Origin of the sequence: Streptomyces sp. NBC_01296 (assembly GCF_035984415.1) — a bacterium.
Lineage (GTDB): Bacteria > Actinomycetota > Actinomycetes > Streptomycetales > Streptomycetaceae > Streptomyces.
The window spans coordinates 7,960,419-7,977,460 of the sequence record NZ_CP130720.1; the positions used below are offsets into that span (position 1 = coordinate 7,960,419).

Genomic DNA, 17,042 nt, shown 5'->3' on the forward strand with positions numbered 1-17,042 from the left:
CGGGCCCGGGCCCGCAGGGCGCGCCGCTTGCGCCGTGCTCCTCGCCGTGCTGCTCACCGCAGGGTGCGACGCCGGCGGAGCCGCTGGACCCGGCGGCGGGCAGAGCGGTGCCACGCCCGCCGCCGACCAGCCGGGCGACATCGTGCTGGCCAGCGGCCGCGACGTGACCGGCAAGGGCGGCATCCGCCAGCAGCTGATCGATGAGTGGAACCAGGAGCAGCAGGGCAAGGGCTCCGGCCACCGGGCCCGTCTGGTCGAGCTGCCCGGCTCGGCGGACCAGCAGCGCAGCCAGCTGCTCGGCGCACTGCAGTCCGGCAGCGCCGAGTACGACGTGGTCAACCTCGACGTGACCTGGGTGCCGGAGTTCGCCGCAGCGGGTCTCGTCCAGCAGCTCCCCGACAAGCTGGTCGACTCCGACGTCATCAAGTCCGTCGCCGCCACCGCCCGCTGGGGGGACAAGCTCTACGCGGTGCCCTTCAACAGTGACGTCGGGCTGCTGTTCTACCGCCTCGACTACCTGCAGAGCGCGGGCGTCACGGAGACCGACCTGAGCAAGGGCACCGGCGGCTGGCCCGTCGTCCAGCAGCTCATCCGCGCCCTCGACGCGGCGCGCAAGAAGCTGCCCGAGGCGTACGAGAAGGGCTGGACCTCGCAGCTCGACGCGTCGTACGAAGGGCTCACCGTCAACGGCATCGAGGCCTTCGCCTCCGCTTCCGGCTCCGACGGATTCACCCTCACCGACAAGGAGGGCCGCTACGCCGGTTCCGTGGACGACCTGAAGGCGGGCCTGGACGAGCTGCGCAACCGCACCGAGGCGGCCTATACCCTGCCCGACGCCGCCCAGTCCGACGAGGCGGACACGCTCACCGACTTCGCGGCCGGCCGGACCGGGTTCCTGCGCCACTGGCCGTACGCCTACCGCACGCTCCACCAGTCCCTGCCCGAGCAGAACCTCGGCGTGGCCCCGCTGCCCGGCCGGGCGGTGCTGGGCGGCCAGAACCTGGCCGTGGCCACGGGGTCGAAGCGGAGCAGCGCCGCCGCGCAGCTCGTCGAGTTCCTCACCGGCAAGGAGAACGAACGCTGCCTGCTCGACGCGGGGTTCGCCGCCACCAGGACCTCCGCGTACGTGGACGACAAACTGACCTGCAAGGCGGCGAAGCCACCGGGCCAGGCCACCGCAGCCCCGACGAGCGAGCGCACCGACCACATGCCGCGGGATGCGTACGGCCGCCCCAGGTACGCGCGCGGCACCCTGCTGCCGGCACTGGAGAACGCCGTCCAGCGGCCGCGCACCCCGCTCTACGGCGCCTTCAGCCAGACGTTCACCGCCCAACTGGCCCGGCTCCAGGGCGACAAGCCGCCCTCCGTTGCAGAGATCGCCAAAAAACTGCACGAAGAGCTGAAAAAGGCCCTGCCCCGGGGGTGACCCCGTGCGGTCAGCGTGCGCGGTCCGGACGGGCGCTGCGGAAGGTGCGTCGGTAGGTGTCCGGGGGGACGCCGACCGTGCGGTTGAAGTGGCGCCGCAGGGTGGCGTCCGTACCCATGCCCGTGGCTGTGGCGATCGCGCCGATGGTGTCGTCGGTGGTTTCGAGGAGTCCCTGGGCGCGGTGGATGCGTTGCGTCAGCAGCCAGCGCAGGGGAGTGGTGCCGGTGACGTCCGTGAAGACCCGGGCCAGGTGGCGTGAGCTCATGTTCGCCCGGCGCGCCAGGTCCTCCACGGTGAGCGGCTGGTCGAGGCGCTCCATCGCCCACCCCAGCAGTGCGCCGAGGGGGTGGTCGCGCCGTTCGGGCAGCGGGGTGGCGACGAACTGGGCCTGGCCCCCCTCGCGATGGGGAGGGACGACGAGGCGGCGCGCGACCTCGTTGGCTACGGCCGAGCCGTGGTCGAGGCGGACCAGGTGCAGGCACAGGTCCATCGCGGCGGCCTTGCCGGCCGAGGTGAGCACGCTGCCGTCGTCCACGTAGAGCACGTCCGGATCCACCTCCACCCGGGGGTACTTGGCGGCCAGCGCGGCGGCGTGCAGCCAGTGCGTGGTGGCCCGGCGCCCGTCCAGCAGCCCCGCCGCCGCCAGGACGAACGCGCCCGTGCACAGGGAGGCCACCCGGGCACCCGCCTCGTGTGCCGCGCGTACGGCGGCGACCAGTTCGGCGGGCGGGTCCGCGTCCAGATCGGCGCACGCCGGGACGATCACGGTGTCGGCATGCACGAGCCGGTCGAGTCCCGCGTCGGGCTCGAGCCGGAAGCGGTCGCCGACCGGAACGGTGCCCGGGGCGCACACGGTGAACTCGTACCAGGGATCGACGAGATCCGACCGGTCGACGCCGAACACATCGCAGGCGGCGGCGAGTTCGAAGTGCGGTACCCCGGGCGTGACGGCCAGCGCGACAAGGCTCATGTCCGAAAGTGTACGGGGTGTGGCGTTGCTGCCACTGCCGGCCGCAGGCCGCGGGCGGCACGATGGAATCCGGTGATCAAAACGCGTACGAGCACGAGCAGCGCGAGCGCACGAGACGGGGGAACCTCATGGGAACGAGTCGAGCGGCGGCGGTAACGGTGTTCGGCGCCTACGGGCACACCGGACGCTTCGTCGTGTCCGAACTGCTGGAGCGGGGGCTGACCCCGGTCCTGTCCGGCCGCGACCCGGACAAGCTCCGGGCCTTGGCCGACGACTTTCCCGGACTCGACGTCCGGCCGGCCTCGGCCGAGGATCCGGCCTCGCTCGACCGTGCACTGGACGGCGCGGCAGCCGTGATCAACTGCGCCGGTCCCTTCGCCGTGACGGCCGCACCGCTCATCGAGGCGGCGCTGCGCGCACGGATCGCCTACCTGGACGTCGCGGGAGAGGTGGAGGCCGTCGCCGATACGTTCGCGCACTTCGCGGACCGGGCCCGCGACACCGGCATCGTGGTCGTTCCCGCGATGGCGTTCTACGGGGGCCTCGGCGACCTGCTCGCCACCGCCGCGCTGGGCGACGCCCCGGCGGCCGACGAGGTGCACCTCGCGTTCGCCCTGAGCAGCTGGCAGCCCACGGCCGGGACGCGCGGCTCCGGACAGGTCTCGCGGAGCCGGCGCGAGGGCCGGCGGCTCGTCTACGCGAAGGGCCGCTTGGAGCTGCGGACCGACGAGGCGCCCACGGGCCGGTGGACGTTTCCCGCGCCGGTCGGGGACCGGCCCGTGGTCGGCGAGTTCACCACCACGGACAGTGTGACCATCGCCCATCACCTGTCCGCCCCGGACATCCGGACCTGCATGACGATCGAGGCCGTCAAGGACCTGCTGGCCCCGGACGCCGAGCCTCCGAAGCCGGTCGACGAGCGAGGGCGGTCGGCGCAGACCTTCCTCGTCGACGTCGTCGTCCGCGCGGGCGGCACCCGGCGCCGCGCGGTGGCCCGCGGACAGGACATCTATGCCGTCAGCGCGCCTCTCGTCGTGGAGGCGGTCAGCCGAATCCTCGCGGGGCAGGCCGGGACGGTCGGGGTGGTCGCGCCCGGCGAGATCTTCGACGCGCACGCGTTCCTGCGCTCACTGGCACCGCACCACCTCTCGTACGAGCTCGGCCAGGCCTACTGACGGCTGATCAGCCGCCGCGACCGTGCGGCCCGCAAGGGATTGGATCAAGGAACTCGGTCGTGCCATTGCCGATCGTGCAGCTGGTGGGCCTCGGTCAGGCCGTCGCGGAAGAACCGCTCGTAGTAGGCGGTCTCGACGTGGTGGGCCTGCAGCCAGACACCCGGGACGTGGATCGTGTCGCAGTGTGCGGGGAACCGCCCGTGGGTCTCGTAGATGTACGTGCAGATGTCGCGCGTGCAGGCGATGACATCGGCTGAGTAGTTGCTGGCCTCGCGCAGGTACTGGGCGCCGAACTCGCCCCGGTAGATGCGCTCGAACAAGCCCTCGTCGGCGTAGATGCCCCGCGGCCCGAACTTGTCCGCCACGACCGCGTCGACCGCGTCGTTCATGGTGGCGTAGTTCGGCGGGCACATCGCCTTGATCAGGTGCTCCCCGTTGTGCCGCAGCCCGACGGTGGTCGCCCGCAGCGTGGAGTAGCGCGGCAGCGGCACCTGCCAGCGCAGGAGGTCGGCCGGCCGCCACCGCGGCGTGGTCCAGTCGAAGCCGAGCATCGGACCGTACGTGGGGCGGAACTTCGGGTCGCCCAGCAGGATCGGCGGGGCGAGCGAGGCGTGGATCCAGGCCCCGAGCCCCATGGCGTCGGCGGTGAGCATGATGTTCTGCAGCAGCAGGTCGGCCTCGATCTGCGTGCGCATCGCCCAGATCGCTCCCAGCGGGAGCTTGATGTCCTTGTTCAGGAACCCCGACTTGACCCACTTGCCCACGCCGGCCGAACGGTAGAGGTTCCGGTCGTCGACGATGGCCGGCCGTGCGCCCTCGGGCTGCGTGAGCAGGTACATCATCCCGTTGATGTACTGCCGCGACAGGTCCACCACGGGGAACAGGACGGTGGTGCCCGGCAGGTTCGACAGGAACCGGTTGGAGTCGAGGTAGGCGGGGAAGTCGCGCTTCCCGTCCGGTACGTCGATGCGGTGGTCCAGCAGCTGCACCTTCGCCTCGGCGGCGCGTGAGCGCAGGGTCTCCGCGTCGAACGTCGCCTGCGAGCCGTCGGCGGGGGGAGGCAGCTTGCGCAGGAAGTAGGTGCCGGTGTCGTTGATCAGGAAGAAGTGGGTGCCCTGGGCGTTGTCGGGGCTGCCCGCGGTCCGTCCGGCCATGTTGAGGTTCGGCTTGGCCATGATCGGTTTGCCGTTGCGGGGATCGGCGAAGGGGCGGTCCGGCATGGTCAGGCCGGTGCACCCCGTCAGGGAGATGAGGACCGCTTCCTCGAGCTCCGTCAGCGGTGCGCGCGCCTCGGTGGAGGACCAGCTCATCGAGCCGGCTTCGACGGAGCTGCCGCGGCTGACCCGGTGGGTGCGGCGGCGCCAGATCGACGTGATCAGCGGGCGGTTCATGAGGGCGTGGAGCCCGGTGTGGCGGTCTGTGTTCTTCAGGTCTGTCATGCTCCTGTCCCTTCCCGGGGGCAGTCGAGCCGGCCGGCGGTCAGTCGCGCAGACGTGCTTCGAGGGTCTCGACGAGACCGGCGATGACGCCGTCGGGTGAGGGGCTGTAGTGCGGGACGGCCCACCGCGTGATCGTGGCGTCGATGACGGTGGGCCGACCGGAGGTCAGCGCCGTACGGAACGCCTTCTCGAACTCCTCCAGCGTCTCGACGCGGTAGCCGTCGGCGCCGCACGCCTGCGCGTAGGCGGCGAAGTCCGGGTTCTGGAACTCGACCAGCCCCGTCTCCCCGTAGGTGGTGAGCTGGAAGAGCTTGATCAGCTTGAACTCCCGGTCGTCGAAGATGACCCAGATGACGGGGATCTCGTTCTCGACGGCGGTCATCAGCTCGAACCCGGACAGCGAGTAGCATCCGTCGCCACAGCCGACGACGACCGTCCGCTCGGGGTGTGCGACCTTCAGGCCGATGGCGCCGTTGACATGGCCGGCCATCGGCCCGAAGGAACCGGCCTTGCGGAAGTGCTGCCCCTCTTCGAGCTCCACGTAGTAGCCGAGCCAGGCCAGGTGGGCGCCCGCGTCGGCGAGCAGCACCGCTTGTGGGGGCAGCATCCGGCCGATCGCCTGGGCGAGCTCTCCGGGGTGGATGTGCCCCGTCAGGTGGGTGATGTGCCGGGCCTCGTAGTCCCGGCCGTCGACGTCGGCCCTCGGTACCTCGCCGACCTTCCTCTCCAGGGCCTCGACGAGCGCCGCCACCCCCAGGCGGGCGTCGGACAGCAGTGCGTGGTCGGGTCGGTAGGCCTTGTGGAACTCGGCCTCGGAGATGTTCACATGGATGAGCACCTTGTTCTCGAAGAGGTCTTCGCGGTAGTTGAACGTGGCGTGCTGGTTGAGGGAGTTGCCGATGCACAGCACGACGTCCGCCTCCCGGAAGGCCTTCCACGCACTCGAGTGGCCGCTGTCGGCGAAGACCCCCACCGAGAGCGGGTGCCCCTCGGACACGATGCCCTTGCCGTCCAGCGTGGTCAGCAGCGGAATCTGGAACCGCTCGATCAACCGCTTGACCTCCGCTCCCGCTCCGCTGCGGACGGCGCCGAAACCGACGAGCGCCACGATCCGCTTCCGCCCGGTGAGGGCGTCCGCGAGCACCGAGGCGATCTCCTCCACGCGCGCCGGATCGGGCACGACCGGCTTGACGTCGAGCCGGACGTGCCGGAAGTCCGTGACCTCGACGCCGTGCTCGGTGAGGTTCTCGGGTACGGCGATGTGTACCGGCCCCGGTCGCCCCTCGAACGCGGTGTTGACCGCTTCCTCGAGGACGTCGCACGTGTCGGCGGCATCCGTGAGCAGGAAGGACTTCTTCGTCGTGGCCGCGAACATGGCCCGCGAGTCGGGAGTGCGGTTCAGGCCCGAGGTCTCGTTGAGCGAACCCCACCCCTGCCATTTCATCGACGCGTATCCCGAGACGGCGAGGACCGGGTAGGAGTCGGACATCGCCACGGCCAGCCCGGAGAACAGGTTGAACGCACCGGGCCCGGCCGTCGCGAAACAGAAGCCCAGCCGGTTCGTGTACATCGCGTAACCGCAGGCCATGAAGGACGCGGCCTGCTCGTGCCGCGTGATGACCGGCCGGATCTGCCGGGAATGCTTCAGCGCCAGCATCAGGCCGGCGGCGTTCTCGCCGGCACCGCCGAATGCGGCCTGGACCCCGATGCCTTCCAGCCCCTTGACGATGGCCTCGTAGACTCTCATCGGCACTCCCTCATCCGTGCCCTGCCGCACCGGGCGAGGACGACGATCCGATGCCGTGCTGCGCCGTCATCCTGCGTATCAGTCTCCCCGCACGGACCCGGTCGGGCTGATCGCACGGGTCCATTCGGGTGAAGAGGCTCCTGCGCGGGAACGCAGCGCGACAGGCGCGTCGCGACGACCTCCGATGTACCCGTCTGCATTGCTCCGCGCGACGTAGCCCCACGGGTGGGTCAAAGTTGCTGCGTGTGACGAAGATGCCCGCAGCCACCGTCACGGGCAGCCGTTCAACGTCGCCTCGTCATCGTTGGCACCATCGCGTCCGGACGACGAGGGGTGGCGCCTTCGCGAAGGGGCACAGATGCACGAGATCGGGCAGTACGAGCGCTACGTGGGCGGCGACCCCGAAGCGGAACGGCTCGTCTTCGAGCGGCTCGCCCGTGAGCTCATGCGGGTCCAGCTCAAGGCCAGGAAGCGCAGCGGCGCGGCGGGCATCGAGCGGGCGTTCCACGCCAAGGCCGTCCTCGGCGTGGAGAACGCCCGGCTGGCGTTCGCCGAGGACCTGCCCCAGGACCTGCGGACCGGCTTCGCGAGTCCTGCGGCCGAATACCCGGTCACCGTCCGGCTGTCCAATGCGAACGGCGCCCGCATGCCCGACCACGCCCCCGACCTGCGGGGAGCGGCATTGCGCATCGAGGTGGGCCCGGACGAGTCCCACGACCTCCTCATGACCAGCTTCCCGGTCTCCCACGCGCGCAACGCACGCGAGTTCGTCGAATTCGCGAAGGCCATGGCAGGCGCCGATACGACGCTCCGCAAGGCATCCGCGCTGTTCCTCACCCTGCCCCTCGCGGTCGGCTGGGCCACGGCCGCGCGCATGCGGCGCAACGTACGCGCCGGAACGAGCCGTACCGTACACAGCCTGGCGCTGGAGACGTACTGGAGCCGCGGGGCCATCCTGTGGGGCGATCAGGGGCCCGTGCGCTATCAGTTGCGCCCCGCCGCGCCGCACGCGTCACCGGCCACGGGCCCCTCCCGTACCGACCCCGACCACCTGCACCACGAGCTCGCACACCGCCTGAAGGAGGCGGACGTCGTCTTCGGGCTGTACGTCCAGCGCTACGTGGACGCCCGCCGGACGCCCATCGAAGACGGGGCGACCGAGTGGACCGAGGCGGATGCTCCCGTCGTCCGGGTGGCGACGCTGACGATCCCGCGCCAGGACATCGACAGTGCCCAGGCGCGGGCCGCCGCGGTGCGGGTCGACCAGCTCGTCTTCAACCCGTGGAACACGACGGAGGAGTTCCGGCCCCTGGGCAACCTCAACCGTGCCCGCAAGGTGGCCTACGAGGCCAGCAGCGCCCACCGGCTTGGCTACCGCTTCCTCACCACCGAGCCGCACCGCAACGCCGTGCTGGGTGTGCCGCTCGATGCCGCTTTCGAGGCCCTCAACCGGTTCGTCCCCTGGCACCGGCTGCCCACCCGGCTCGGCCTGCTGAACCTCGTGACGCTGCGGCAGGCGCTGCGCCGGCACAACCTCATCGACACCGAGATCCACGAGGCTCCGCCGAAGGCCCAGCCGGTGCCGGCACCCGTCGAGGAGCAGATGCGGGTCGCGCGGAGCTACGACGGCACGTACAACGACCTGTCCGCGCCGAAGATGGGGTCGGTCGGATCGACCTTCGGCCGCAACCTCCCACCCGTCTACCGGCCCGACCTGTTCGACACGCCCAACCCGCTGACCGTCAGCAGGGAGCTGCTGCAGCGCGACGCGTTCATCCCTGCACGGTCGCTGAACATCCTGGCCGCCGCGTGGATCCAGTTCCAGGTGCACGACTGGGTCAACCACAAGCGCTACCCGACCGGTACGAAGAGCGTCGAGGTGCCGCTCCCGCCCGGTGTCACCTGGAGCAACACCCCCGGCGGACGGCCCGAGACGGTGATGCGCTTCGCAGAGAACGAGAGCCTCGGCGCCGCCGGCGGTGAAGCGCCGCCCATCCTTTTCGCCAACTCGGCCTCGCACTGGTGGGACGGCTCGGAGGTCTACGGCGGGACCAAGGAAGCCGGAACGTCCCTGCGCGAGCCGGACGGCGGCGCCGCGCTGCGCCTCGAGGACGGGCACCTGCCCTTCAGCCCGAACGGCTTCCCCCTCACCGGCTTCGCGGAGAGCTGGTGGCTCGGCCTGAGCGCCATGCACACCCTCTTCGCCCGGGAGCACAACGCCGTGTGCGAGGCGCTGCGTCAGGAGTACCCGCGGCTGGACGAGGACCGCATTTACCACACGGCGCGGCTCGTCGTCTCCGCCCTCATCGCCAAGATCCACACGGTCGAGTGGACGCCCGCGATCCTCGCCACCGAGACGATCGACATCGGGCTGAAGACCAACTGGCAGGGACCGCCCAAGAACTGGCTCACGCAGCTGGGACTGTGGCTGTTCGAGGCCCACTCGCTGACCGGCATCCCGAAGACCCTGCCGGACCACCACGCCGCGCCGTACTCCCTCACCGAGGACTTCGTCACCGTCTACCGCATGCACCCGCTGCTGCCGGACGACTTCGAGATCGTGGACCACCGGCTCGGCCGACGGCTCGACACCCTCGGGTTCAACGACCTGCAGGGCACCGCGGCGGAGCCGCTCATCCGCAAGACCGGCCTGGCCAACTCGCTGTACTCGCTCGGCATCGCCCACCCCGGCGCGATCACCCTGCACAACTACCCCCGCGCCCTCCAGACGTTCGAGCGGGACGGCGAGGTGATCGACCTGTCCGTGGTCGACCTGGTGCGCACCCGGCGCCGCGGGGTGCCGCGGTACAACGACTTCCGGGCCGGTCTGCACAAGCCGCGCCTGCGCCGCTTCGAGGACCTCTCCTCCGATCCGGACACGGTCGCCCGCTTGAAGGAGGTCTACCGTGACGTGGACCAGATCGACACCATGGTCGGGCTGTTCGCCGAGAATCCGCCCCAGGGCTTCGGCTTCAGCGACACGGCCTTCCGCATCTTCATCCTGATGGCCAGCCGCCGGCTGCAGAGCGACCGCTTCCTCACGGTCGACTTCCGGCCCGAGGTCTACACGCCGCTCGGCATGGACTGGATCGAACGCAACGGCATGACGAGCATCGTCCTGCGGCACTGTCCCGAGCTGGCGGGCCTGCTGCCGCGCACGGGGAGCGCATTCGCACCCTGGCGCCCGGCCCCGGTGCGCGGCCCCTCCGGTGCAGGCCGCGGCCGATCAGCGCACTGATGGAGGTGGCTCCCACACCACGGACCGCCGTGGTGTGGCTGCCCCCGGCCGGACTGTGGCCCGTCATCCAGAGCATCCGTGAGGTGCACGACCCCCAGATCCGGCGCTGGCCGCCCCATGTGAACCTGGTCTTCGGCTTCGTCCCGGAGGCCGACTTTCCGGCAGCGGCCCCGCTGCTGGCGGCTGCCGTCGCGGGAACGGAGCCGTTCGCGATCCGGCTGAGCGGGGTGCGTACGTTCCGGCACCGCGCCTACGCCACCGTGTGGCTGGACCCGGCCGCGGCCGGCCTCGCCCCCTGGACGGCGCTCCAGGGGGCCCTGACGGAGCCGTTCCCGCTCTGCGGCGGGCGCTTCCCGTCCTTCACCCCGCACCTGTCACTGGGCCGTACCCACGAGCCGCGGCGTCTGGCGGCGGAGTGCGCCGCCCGGCTGGGCAGCATGTCGGCCCGGGTCGGGGAGGTCGTACTGCTCTCCCGCCGCGCCGACGGGCCCATGCGGCCCCGCGTCACGATCGCCCTGGGCACGGGCGCGGTCCACTGGCACTCCGGGCCCGACGGGTGAGCACGCCGGTCACTTCGCCGGGGACGGGCCCTTGTCCTGCCACTGGACCGTCACCTTCAAGTGGCAGTTGGCGCCGGTCTTGGTGATCACGGCACCGGCCTGGACCGCGAGGTCGACGCCGAACTCGACGGTGATCGCATCGGGGCGGGCCTTGCGCAGCTGCTCCAGGGTGGCGCGCGCCGCCTCCGTGATCGGTTCCAGCGCCGCCTGCAGGCTGCCCGGCAGGTCGTGAATGGCATCACTGAGGAGACCGGCCTTGACGGGTCCCTCCAAGCCGGCCGGGGCCTCGATCAGAAGGCTGCCCCCGCCGTCCAAGGGAATCCGAGCCAGAGATGCCAAGACTCCTCCTCCGTCTGCCGCGCGGCTGCGGGCTGTCTGCTGTGGGGTCCCGGCCAGCATGGCCGGGTCCCGGCACGCGCCGCATCCGGGGTGGACCGTACGCATGAGACGCCCTGCGGCCCGCACCCCGTACGGGACGGGGCGGGGGCGGGACCGCTTCGGCGACGGGACGACTCAAGTGGCCCCGCACTTGTTGCGGGGGCCGTCCCACGGCCGCTCCCTGGAAGGTGACCTGTTCGACGACGGAACGGTGGATCCCATGTCCGAGCTGCCGGAAATGGACGAAGCACGCGAGGCCCGCGAACGGCAGCAGGCTGCGGCGAGCCGGCGCTATCGCGACGCGAGCAGCACGCGCCGTAGCGTGGAAGAGCGTCAGGCCGAGGGGACGCGGTTCCCGGACTCGGCCGAGCACGTGGCCGCGCGGGCCGGCAGGCTCATCGACCGGGGCGGGGTCCCGGCCTCGGCGCTGGTGGACGGCGTGCGCGCGGCGGCACTCACCCAGGCCGACGCCAACGAGCGCATCATCAACATCGCCAACGAGTCCCAGCCGTGGAGCTTCCTGCCGCGGGGCGCCCGCGCCGCCGCCACCGTCGCCCGGATCTCCGTCCGCACCGAGGGCCGCGAGCAGCCGCACGGCACCGGCTTCATGGTCTCGCCCCGACTGCTGATGACCAACCAGCACGTCCTGCTGGACGAGGCCTTCGGCCAGCGCTGCTTCGTCGAGTTCAACGTCCAGAACACCGTCGACAACACGCCCGACGCGGCCGTCCGCTTCGCACTCGATCCCGCGGCCTTCTTCGTCATGGACAAACACCTCGACTTCGCGCTGGTGGCGGTCGCCCCGGCAGCCGACGGGCGCCTGCCGGGTGAGGTCTTCGGCTGGAACCGGCTGAGCATCCAGCAGGGCAAGGTGCTTCTGGGCGAACGGGTGAACGTCATCGGCCACCCGGGGGGCCGGTTCAAGGAGGTCGCCTTCAGGGACAACACGGTCCAAGACCGCCTGCCCGAGTTCCTCCACTACACGACCGACACCGAGCGCGGAAACTCCGGATCGCCGGTCTTCAACGACCAGTGGGAGGTCGTGGCCCTCCATCACAGCGGTGTGGCGAGGGAGGACGCCCAAGGCAACAGGCTGCTCAAGAACGGCGGCATCGCGCGCCCCGGCGACCCCGACGACGCCATCGACTACATCGCGAACGAGGGCGCGCGCGTCAGCTCGATCCTCAAGCATCTCGCCGCACTGCAGCAGGAACCCGAGCAGAGCGCGCTGCTGGCGGAGATGGGGCCGGAGTCCGGTCTCCAACAAGGCCCCGCCGCCGCTCCGATCCCGGCCCCGGTGGTGGAGGCCCCGTCCCCGCTCCCCGGCGCGGGCTCCCCGCGCGAGGCGGCCGGCCCGAGCGGAACCGCAGTGATCCGCAGCGGCCTGTCCGCCCGCGGCACCCCCTCCGCGGGCGGACGGCATCTCGTCTTCCTCCACGGCCGCAGCCAGCAGGAGCACGAACCCGAGGAGCTCCGCCGTGGCTGGACGGCAGGGCTGAACCACGGACTCACCCGCGCCGGTCTGCCCACCGTCGACCCGGCGGACGTGTGGTTCCCCTTCTACGCGGACCGGATCATCGAGGCCATCGGACGAAGGGAGAGCGCCGCAGGCCGCGAGGCCGTCTCCGCCTCCGGCACGTTCGAGGAGCTGAGCGGCCACTCGGCAGCGGAGGCCTTCGCCGCCGAGTCGACGACGGGCCTGTACGAGCAGCTCCTCCTGCAGGCGGCGGCGGAAGCGGGCATGCCGCAGGACGGCGGCACGGACGACGAAAGCATCGGGAGCCTGCTGGCCGGACGTTTGCGCCGGGCGGTGAGCTGGCTGGCCGCCACGACCGACATGGACGCGCTGGCCATCGCCACCCAGTTCCGTGACGTCGACGCGTACCTGGACGACCGGGCCGTGCGTGAGGCAGTCCTGACCAGCGTGCTCGACCCCCTGCCGCCCTCCGGTGAAATCGTCCTGGTCACCCACAGCCTCGGCACGGTCGTCGGGATGGACCTCGTCCACCGGCTCCCGGAGCGGCTGGACGTTTCACTGCTCGTCAGCGCCGGCAGCCCACTGGGGCTGGACACGGTGTACAGCCGGCTGCTGCCTCCCGGCCCCAACCTGTCGGCCAGAGTGCGTCGTTGGGTCAACGCCTGGTGTCCCACCGACACGGTCGCCCTGGGCTGTCCGCTGGGGGAGACCTGGGGCAAGCTCACCGACGTGGCCGTGGAGAACGCGAACGGCCGGGCGCACAGCATCGAGGAGTACCTCGCCCACTCCGAGGTCGCCGCGGAGATCGGGCACGGGATCAGCCGTACGTGAGGAGGGGGCCGACGGGCCGCGGCGCCATGTGCGGAAGGGTCAGCGTCCGATGGTCCGTCGGAGCCAGCGGGTACGGGCGTCGCGGGCCTCCTGGCTGAGGGAAGCCCGCGGTGCGAGCGTGTCGGAGCCGTGGAACGCGCCGGGCCATACGTGGAGTTCGGCCTCGCCGCCCGCCTGCCAGATCGCATCGGCATAGGCCACGGCCTCGTCCCGGAAGGTCTCGGCCGACCCGACGTCGATGTAGGCGAAGGGCAGCTCGGACAGATCCGTTGCGCGAGCCGGGGCCGCGTAGGGCGCAAGGTCGGCGGAGCCGTACCGGTCGCCCAGCAGCGCTTGCCACGCGGTTGCGTTGGAGGTCCGGTCCCAGGGGTCGCGGCCGGCCATCTGCCGGCCGGAAAACGTGTTGTTGCGGTCGTCGAGCATCGGGCTCAGCAGCAGTTGACCGATCGGGGCCGGCCCGCCCCGGTCGCGGGTCAGCAGGGCGAGGGCTGCGGCGAGTCCACCACCGGCGCTCTTCCCTCCGACGATGATGCGGTCCGGGTCGAGGCCCAGTCCGGCCGCGTGATCGGCCGCCCAGACGAGTCCGGCATGACAGTCCTCCACGGGTTCGAGGTACTGCGCCTGCGGGGCCAGTCCGTACTCGACGGATATGACCGCGAGCTGCAGCGGCAGGGCCCATTCGCGCAGCAGCCGCGGAAGGACGGACCACGCATTGCCCATGATCATTCCGCCGCCGTGCATGTAGTACAGGAGCGGCAGCGGCCCCGTGACCCCGGCGGGCCGTGCACTGACGAGCGGGACCTCCCTCCCGTCGCGAGGTCCCGGCGCCCGCAGCTCCTCCACCTCGAACCGGCCGCCGTCCCGGAGCTCCCGAACCGTCGGCCTGGGCCGGGCCGCGGCATCGCGCTCCTGCCGGGCCGCAAGGCCGTCCGGGGTGACCGGCTCCTTCGCCCGCTCACCCGTGGCGGCCAGCGCGGCCCCCAGCTCCGGGTCGAAGGGAGGCGGCGCGTGCCGAGCCGTTGGGACAGGGCCGTGCTCCCGCGGCATTCCAGCGACACCCACGCAAGAACCTCCCTCGGGGTCGGGATGCCCGGCGGCATCCCGACCGGGACAGCTTGCCAGGTCACATCCCCGTCGCGCCGTCGATGCCTTCGCGCAGGAGGTCCGCATGGCCGTTGTGCCGGGCGTACTCCGCGATCATGTCGACCATGATCCTGCGCAGTGAGATCGGCTCGCCGGTCCTCTTGCGGATCCCCGTCTCGTCCAGTGAGGCTGAGGCGGCGGTGATCTGCCGGGATCGTTCGCACTCTGCCCGCCACACGCCGAAGGCCTCCCCGACGTCACCGTCCAGGCGGTCGAAGTCCTGGTCGGGGTCATCGTCGGAGTAGTAGAGCAGCGGGACGTCCTCGTGGGCGAACTGGATGCGGAACCACCAGCGCTCGACGCCGGCCAGGTGCCGGACCAGGCCGTGCAGGGACAGCGCGGACGTCGGCACGGCCTTCTCGGACAACTGCTCCGGGGACAGGCCATCGCACTTGAGTGCGAACGTGGCCCGTTGCCAGTCCAGGACCGCGCTCAGCGTTTCCCGCTCGCCGCCCACGGCAGGTGGAGCCTCGCGGGTGTCGCCGCTCCATCGGAGTGCGTAGTGCTCGGGCGCGGGTGCATCGGTCATCGCTCTGCCTCCTGCTCAAGTGGCACGGGTGTAGCGGACGTTTCCGCTCCAGATGCGCTCGAGCCGGACGCGCGTGCCCGGCCGTGGCGCGTGCCAGATCTTGTCATGACCGGCGTAGATCCCCACATGTCCTATGGTCGCGCCCGCGGGGAAGAAGACGAGATCGCCCGGCACGCGCTGAACGCGTGGGATGTGACGCGTACGTTCATATTGTTCGTCGGCCGTACGGGGAAGCTTCCGGCCGGCCTTTTTAAAGGCGTAGAGCGTGAGACCCGAGCAATCGAATTCCTGCGGCCCCGTCGCTCCGTAGACGTACGGTGCGCCCCGCTTGGAGGCGGCAATTGCGACGGCCCTGGCGCCGTACGGCGAGGCCGCCTCGGCCTGGGCTGCGGGACCGGTGAAGCTGGCCAGCGAGATTATGAGGCAGAACGTGAACACCGCGGCAATGCGGCGGTTCGTCAGGTGGCCGGTTGCAGGTTTTCGGTTGTCCGTCCCGGTGGAGCTCAATCGTGATACCTCCGCATTACTTTGTTGAAACAGCCCCGACTGGGGTTCTGCGTCGGTGACATGCGTATTGGCTCTCGATGGCGGACCAGTTTTCTCCGATGGGCCGGAAGTTGCGACCACCGGACACGACTTCAATCATCTCGGTTGGGTAAAATCATCCAAGTTTGTACTTATGGATGATGTTCCGGAGAAGCGCCCGGAGGAGTGGTTCGCCGGCTCGCGCCGGACGGGCGTGACCTATCGCTCACCAGGGCCGTTTGCCATCACATCGTGATCCTTCCGACCGTGCTGGAGCCCCCTGTGCCGTTCCGACGGCTCGCTGTCGCCGCATCGGCCGCGGGCCTCGCCGCGGTCGCACTCGCCGTGCCCCTGACCGCCGCCCCCGCCCGAGCGGCAGACGCCACACCCCGGACGGGGTTCGAGGCCGCGCACGGGGCGCGCTGGACCACGGAATCCGAGGAGCAGGCCCTCCTGGACGCCGTCGACCGGCACGGCGAGCACGCCGCCCTACGGCGTATCGGCACCACCCCGCGCGGCCGCCCGCTGCGGCTCGTGAGCCTGGGCAGCGCCCGTGCGCCGGTCACCGTCCTGCTGGTGTGCAGCCAGCACGGCGACGAACCGGCGGGCCGCGAGGCCTGTCTGACCACCGTCCGCGACCTCGCGTACGCCCGTGACCCCGCGACCCGGCGCCTCCTGGCGCGCACCACCGTCCTCGTCGTCCCCACCGCGAACCCGGACGGGCGCGCCGCCGCCACCCGGGTCAACGCGGACGGCACCGACATCAACCGCGATCACATCGCCCTCGCTTCGCCCGAGGCGCGCGCGGTCGCCGCCGTACTGCGCGACCGGCGCCCCGACGTCGTCTACGACCTGCACGAGTACCGGGGAACGCCCCGCACCTACGACAAGGACCTCTTCGACCTCTGGCCGCGCAACCTCAACACCGACCCCGGGGTGTACGCGCAGGCCCGCGCGCTGTCCGGGGCCTTCGTACGGAAGGCGGCGCACGCCGCCGGGTACTCCACCGGCACGTACGGCATCCGGACCGACCCCGTCACCGGCGCCCCCGTCAAGCAGACCGCGGGCGACGAACAGGAGCGGATCCTGCGCAACACGGCCGGCATCAAACACGCCGTCACGCTGCTGATCGAGAGCCGCATCGACGCGGCCGGCGACGCGGAAAGGGCCGACCCGGCCCAAAACCACCGGCGACGGGTGAACTCCCAGCTCACCGGCCTTCGAGGCCTGTTCACCTACCTCTCCGAGCGCGCGGGCACCGTGGCGGCGGTGACGGCTTCCGCCCGCCTGGCCGGTCACCGCGACGAGGGCCCGATCCTGCTGGGCGGCACCGACGACCGCCCGGCGACCGAGGACGAGACCCTGACCGATCCACCCTGTGGCTACCACCTGACGGCCACCCAGTACACCGAGGTCGGAGACCGGCTCGCCCTCCACGGCGTACGCGTCGTACGCGCCGCCGCCGACGGTGGTGCGTACGTCCCGCTGCGCCAGCCCCTGCGGGCCCTCGTGCCCCTGCTCCTCGACGGCCGGGCCCGGTATCGGCTCACGGCGGGGGAGCCGGTGCGGCGGTGCGCGGCGTTCGTAAATGGTTAGCACCGCAT

At 71.2% G+C, this 17,042-nt stretch carries 13 protein-coding genes; 6 read left to right on the forward strand and 7 right to left on the reverse strand.

The window, feature by feature from the left end; all coding sequences use genetic code 11:
- The first annotated feature begins 34 nt into the window (after window positions 1-34).
- Complete coding sequence (locus OG299_RS36235; protein WP_327363840.1) at window positions 35-1,426, forward strand: extracellular solute-binding protein; 1,392 nt, start codon at window positions 35-37, stop codon at window positions 1,424-1,426.
- 10 nt (window positions 1,427-1,436) lie between these two features.
- Here the strand turns inward: OG299_RS36235 and OG299_RS36240 are convergent, their stop codons facing one another.
- Window positions 1,437-2,396, reverse strand: coding sequence for a helix-turn-helix domain-containing protein (locus tag OG299_RS36240; RefSeq protein ID WP_266632611.1), 960 nt, complete (start codon window positions 2,394-2,396; stop codon window positions 1,437-1,439).
- 128 nt (window positions 2,397-2,524) lie between these two features.
- Here OG299_RS36240 and OG299_RS36245 point away from each other — a divergent pair, with 128 nt between their 5' ends.
- Complete coding sequence (locus OG299_RS36245) at window positions 2,525-3,571, forward strand: saccharopine dehydrogenase family protein (RefSeq protein ID WP_327363841.1); 1,047 nt, start codon at window positions 2,525-2,527, stop codon at window positions 3,569-3,571.
- A 44-nt stretch (window positions 3,572-3,615) separates the two neighbouring features.
- Here the strand turns inward: OG299_RS36245 and OG299_RS36250 are convergent, their stop codons facing one another.
- Both OG299_RS36250 and OG299_RS36255 read right to left on the reverse strand, forming a co-directional pair.
- Window positions 3,616-5,010, reverse strand: a complete 1,395-nt coding sequence (locus tag OG299_RS36250) for a hypothetical protein (protein WP_327363842.1) — start codon at window positions 5,008-5,010, stop codon at window positions 3,616-3,618.
- 40 nt (window positions 5,011-5,050) lie between these two features.
- The gene (locus OG299_RS36255; RefSeq protein WP_266632617.1) at window positions 5,051-6,757 is read right to left on the reverse strand and encodes a thiamine pyrophosphate-binding protein; all 1,707 of its coding nucleotides are present in this window, start codon (window positions 6,755-6,757) and stop codon (window positions 5,051-5,053) included.
- Between the two features lie 358 nt (window positions 6,758-7,115).
- Here OG299_RS36255 and OG299_RS36260 point away from each other — a divergent pair, with 358 nt between their 5' ends.
- A complete protein-coding gene (locus OG299_RS36260; RefSeq protein WP_327363843.1) occupies window positions 7,116-9,995 on the forward strand; it encodes a peroxidase family protein in 2,880 nt (959 codons plus the stop codon).
- Window positions 9,995-10,555, forward strand: a complete 561-nt coding sequence (locus OG299_RS36265) for a 2'-5' RNA ligase family protein (protein ID WP_327363844.1) — start codon at window positions 9,995-9,997, stop codon at window positions 10,553-10,555. Before OG299_RS36260 ends, OG299_RS36265 begins: the two co-directional genes overlap by 1 nt.
- Before the next feature lie 9 nt (window positions 10,556-10,564).
- Here OG299_RS36265 and OG299_RS36270 read toward each other — a convergent pair whose 3' ends face one another.
- The gene (locus OG299_RS36270; protein WP_266632623.1) at window positions 10,565-10,894 is read right to left on the reverse strand and encodes a CU044_2847 family protein; all 330 of its coding nucleotides are present in this window, start codon (window positions 10,892-10,894) and stop codon (window positions 10,565-10,567) included.
- Between the two features lie 103 nt (window positions 10,895-10,997).
- On the opposite strand from OG299_RS36270, the gene OG299_RS36275 reads away from it, so the two are divergent.
- Complete coding sequence (locus tag OG299_RS36275; protein ID WP_327363845.1) at window positions 10,998-13,241, forward strand: trypsin-like serine peptidase; 2,244 nt, start codon at window positions 10,998-11,000, stop codon at window positions 13,239-13,241.
- Between the two features lie 39 nt (window positions 13,242-13,280).
- Here OG299_RS36275 and OG299_RS36280 read toward each other — a convergent pair whose 3' ends face one another.
- From OG299_RS36280 to OG299_RS36290, 3 genes are all read right to left on the reverse strand, one after another.
- Complete coding sequence (locus tag OG299_RS36280; protein WP_327364662.1) at window positions 13,281-14,288, reverse strand: alpha/beta hydrolase; 1,008 nt, start codon at window positions 14,286-14,288, stop codon at window positions 13,281-13,283.
- A 76-nt stretch (window positions 14,289-14,364) separates the two neighbouring features.
- Window positions 14,365-14,913, reverse strand: coding sequence for a DinB family protein (locus tag OG299_RS36285; protein ID WP_327363846.1), 549 nt, complete (start codon window positions 14,911-14,913; stop codon window positions 14,365-14,367).
- A gap of 15 nt (window positions 14,914-14,928) precedes the next feature.
- Complete coding sequence (locus OG299_RS36290) at window positions 14,929-15,360, reverse strand: C40 family peptidase (RefSeq protein ID WP_389871546.1); 432 nt, start codon at window positions 15,358-15,360, stop codon at window positions 14,929-14,931.
- 345 nt (window positions 15,361-15,705) lie between these two features.
- On the opposite strand from OG299_RS36290, the gene OG299_RS36295 reads away from it, so the two are divergent.
- Window positions 15,706-17,034 (forward strand): M14 family metallopeptidase, encoded by a 1,329-nt coding sequence (locus OG299_RS36295; RefSeq protein ID WP_442817557.1) that lies wholly within the window; start codon window positions 15,706-15,708, stop codon window positions 17,032-17,034.
- Window positions 17,035-17,042: the final 8 nt, after the last annotated feature.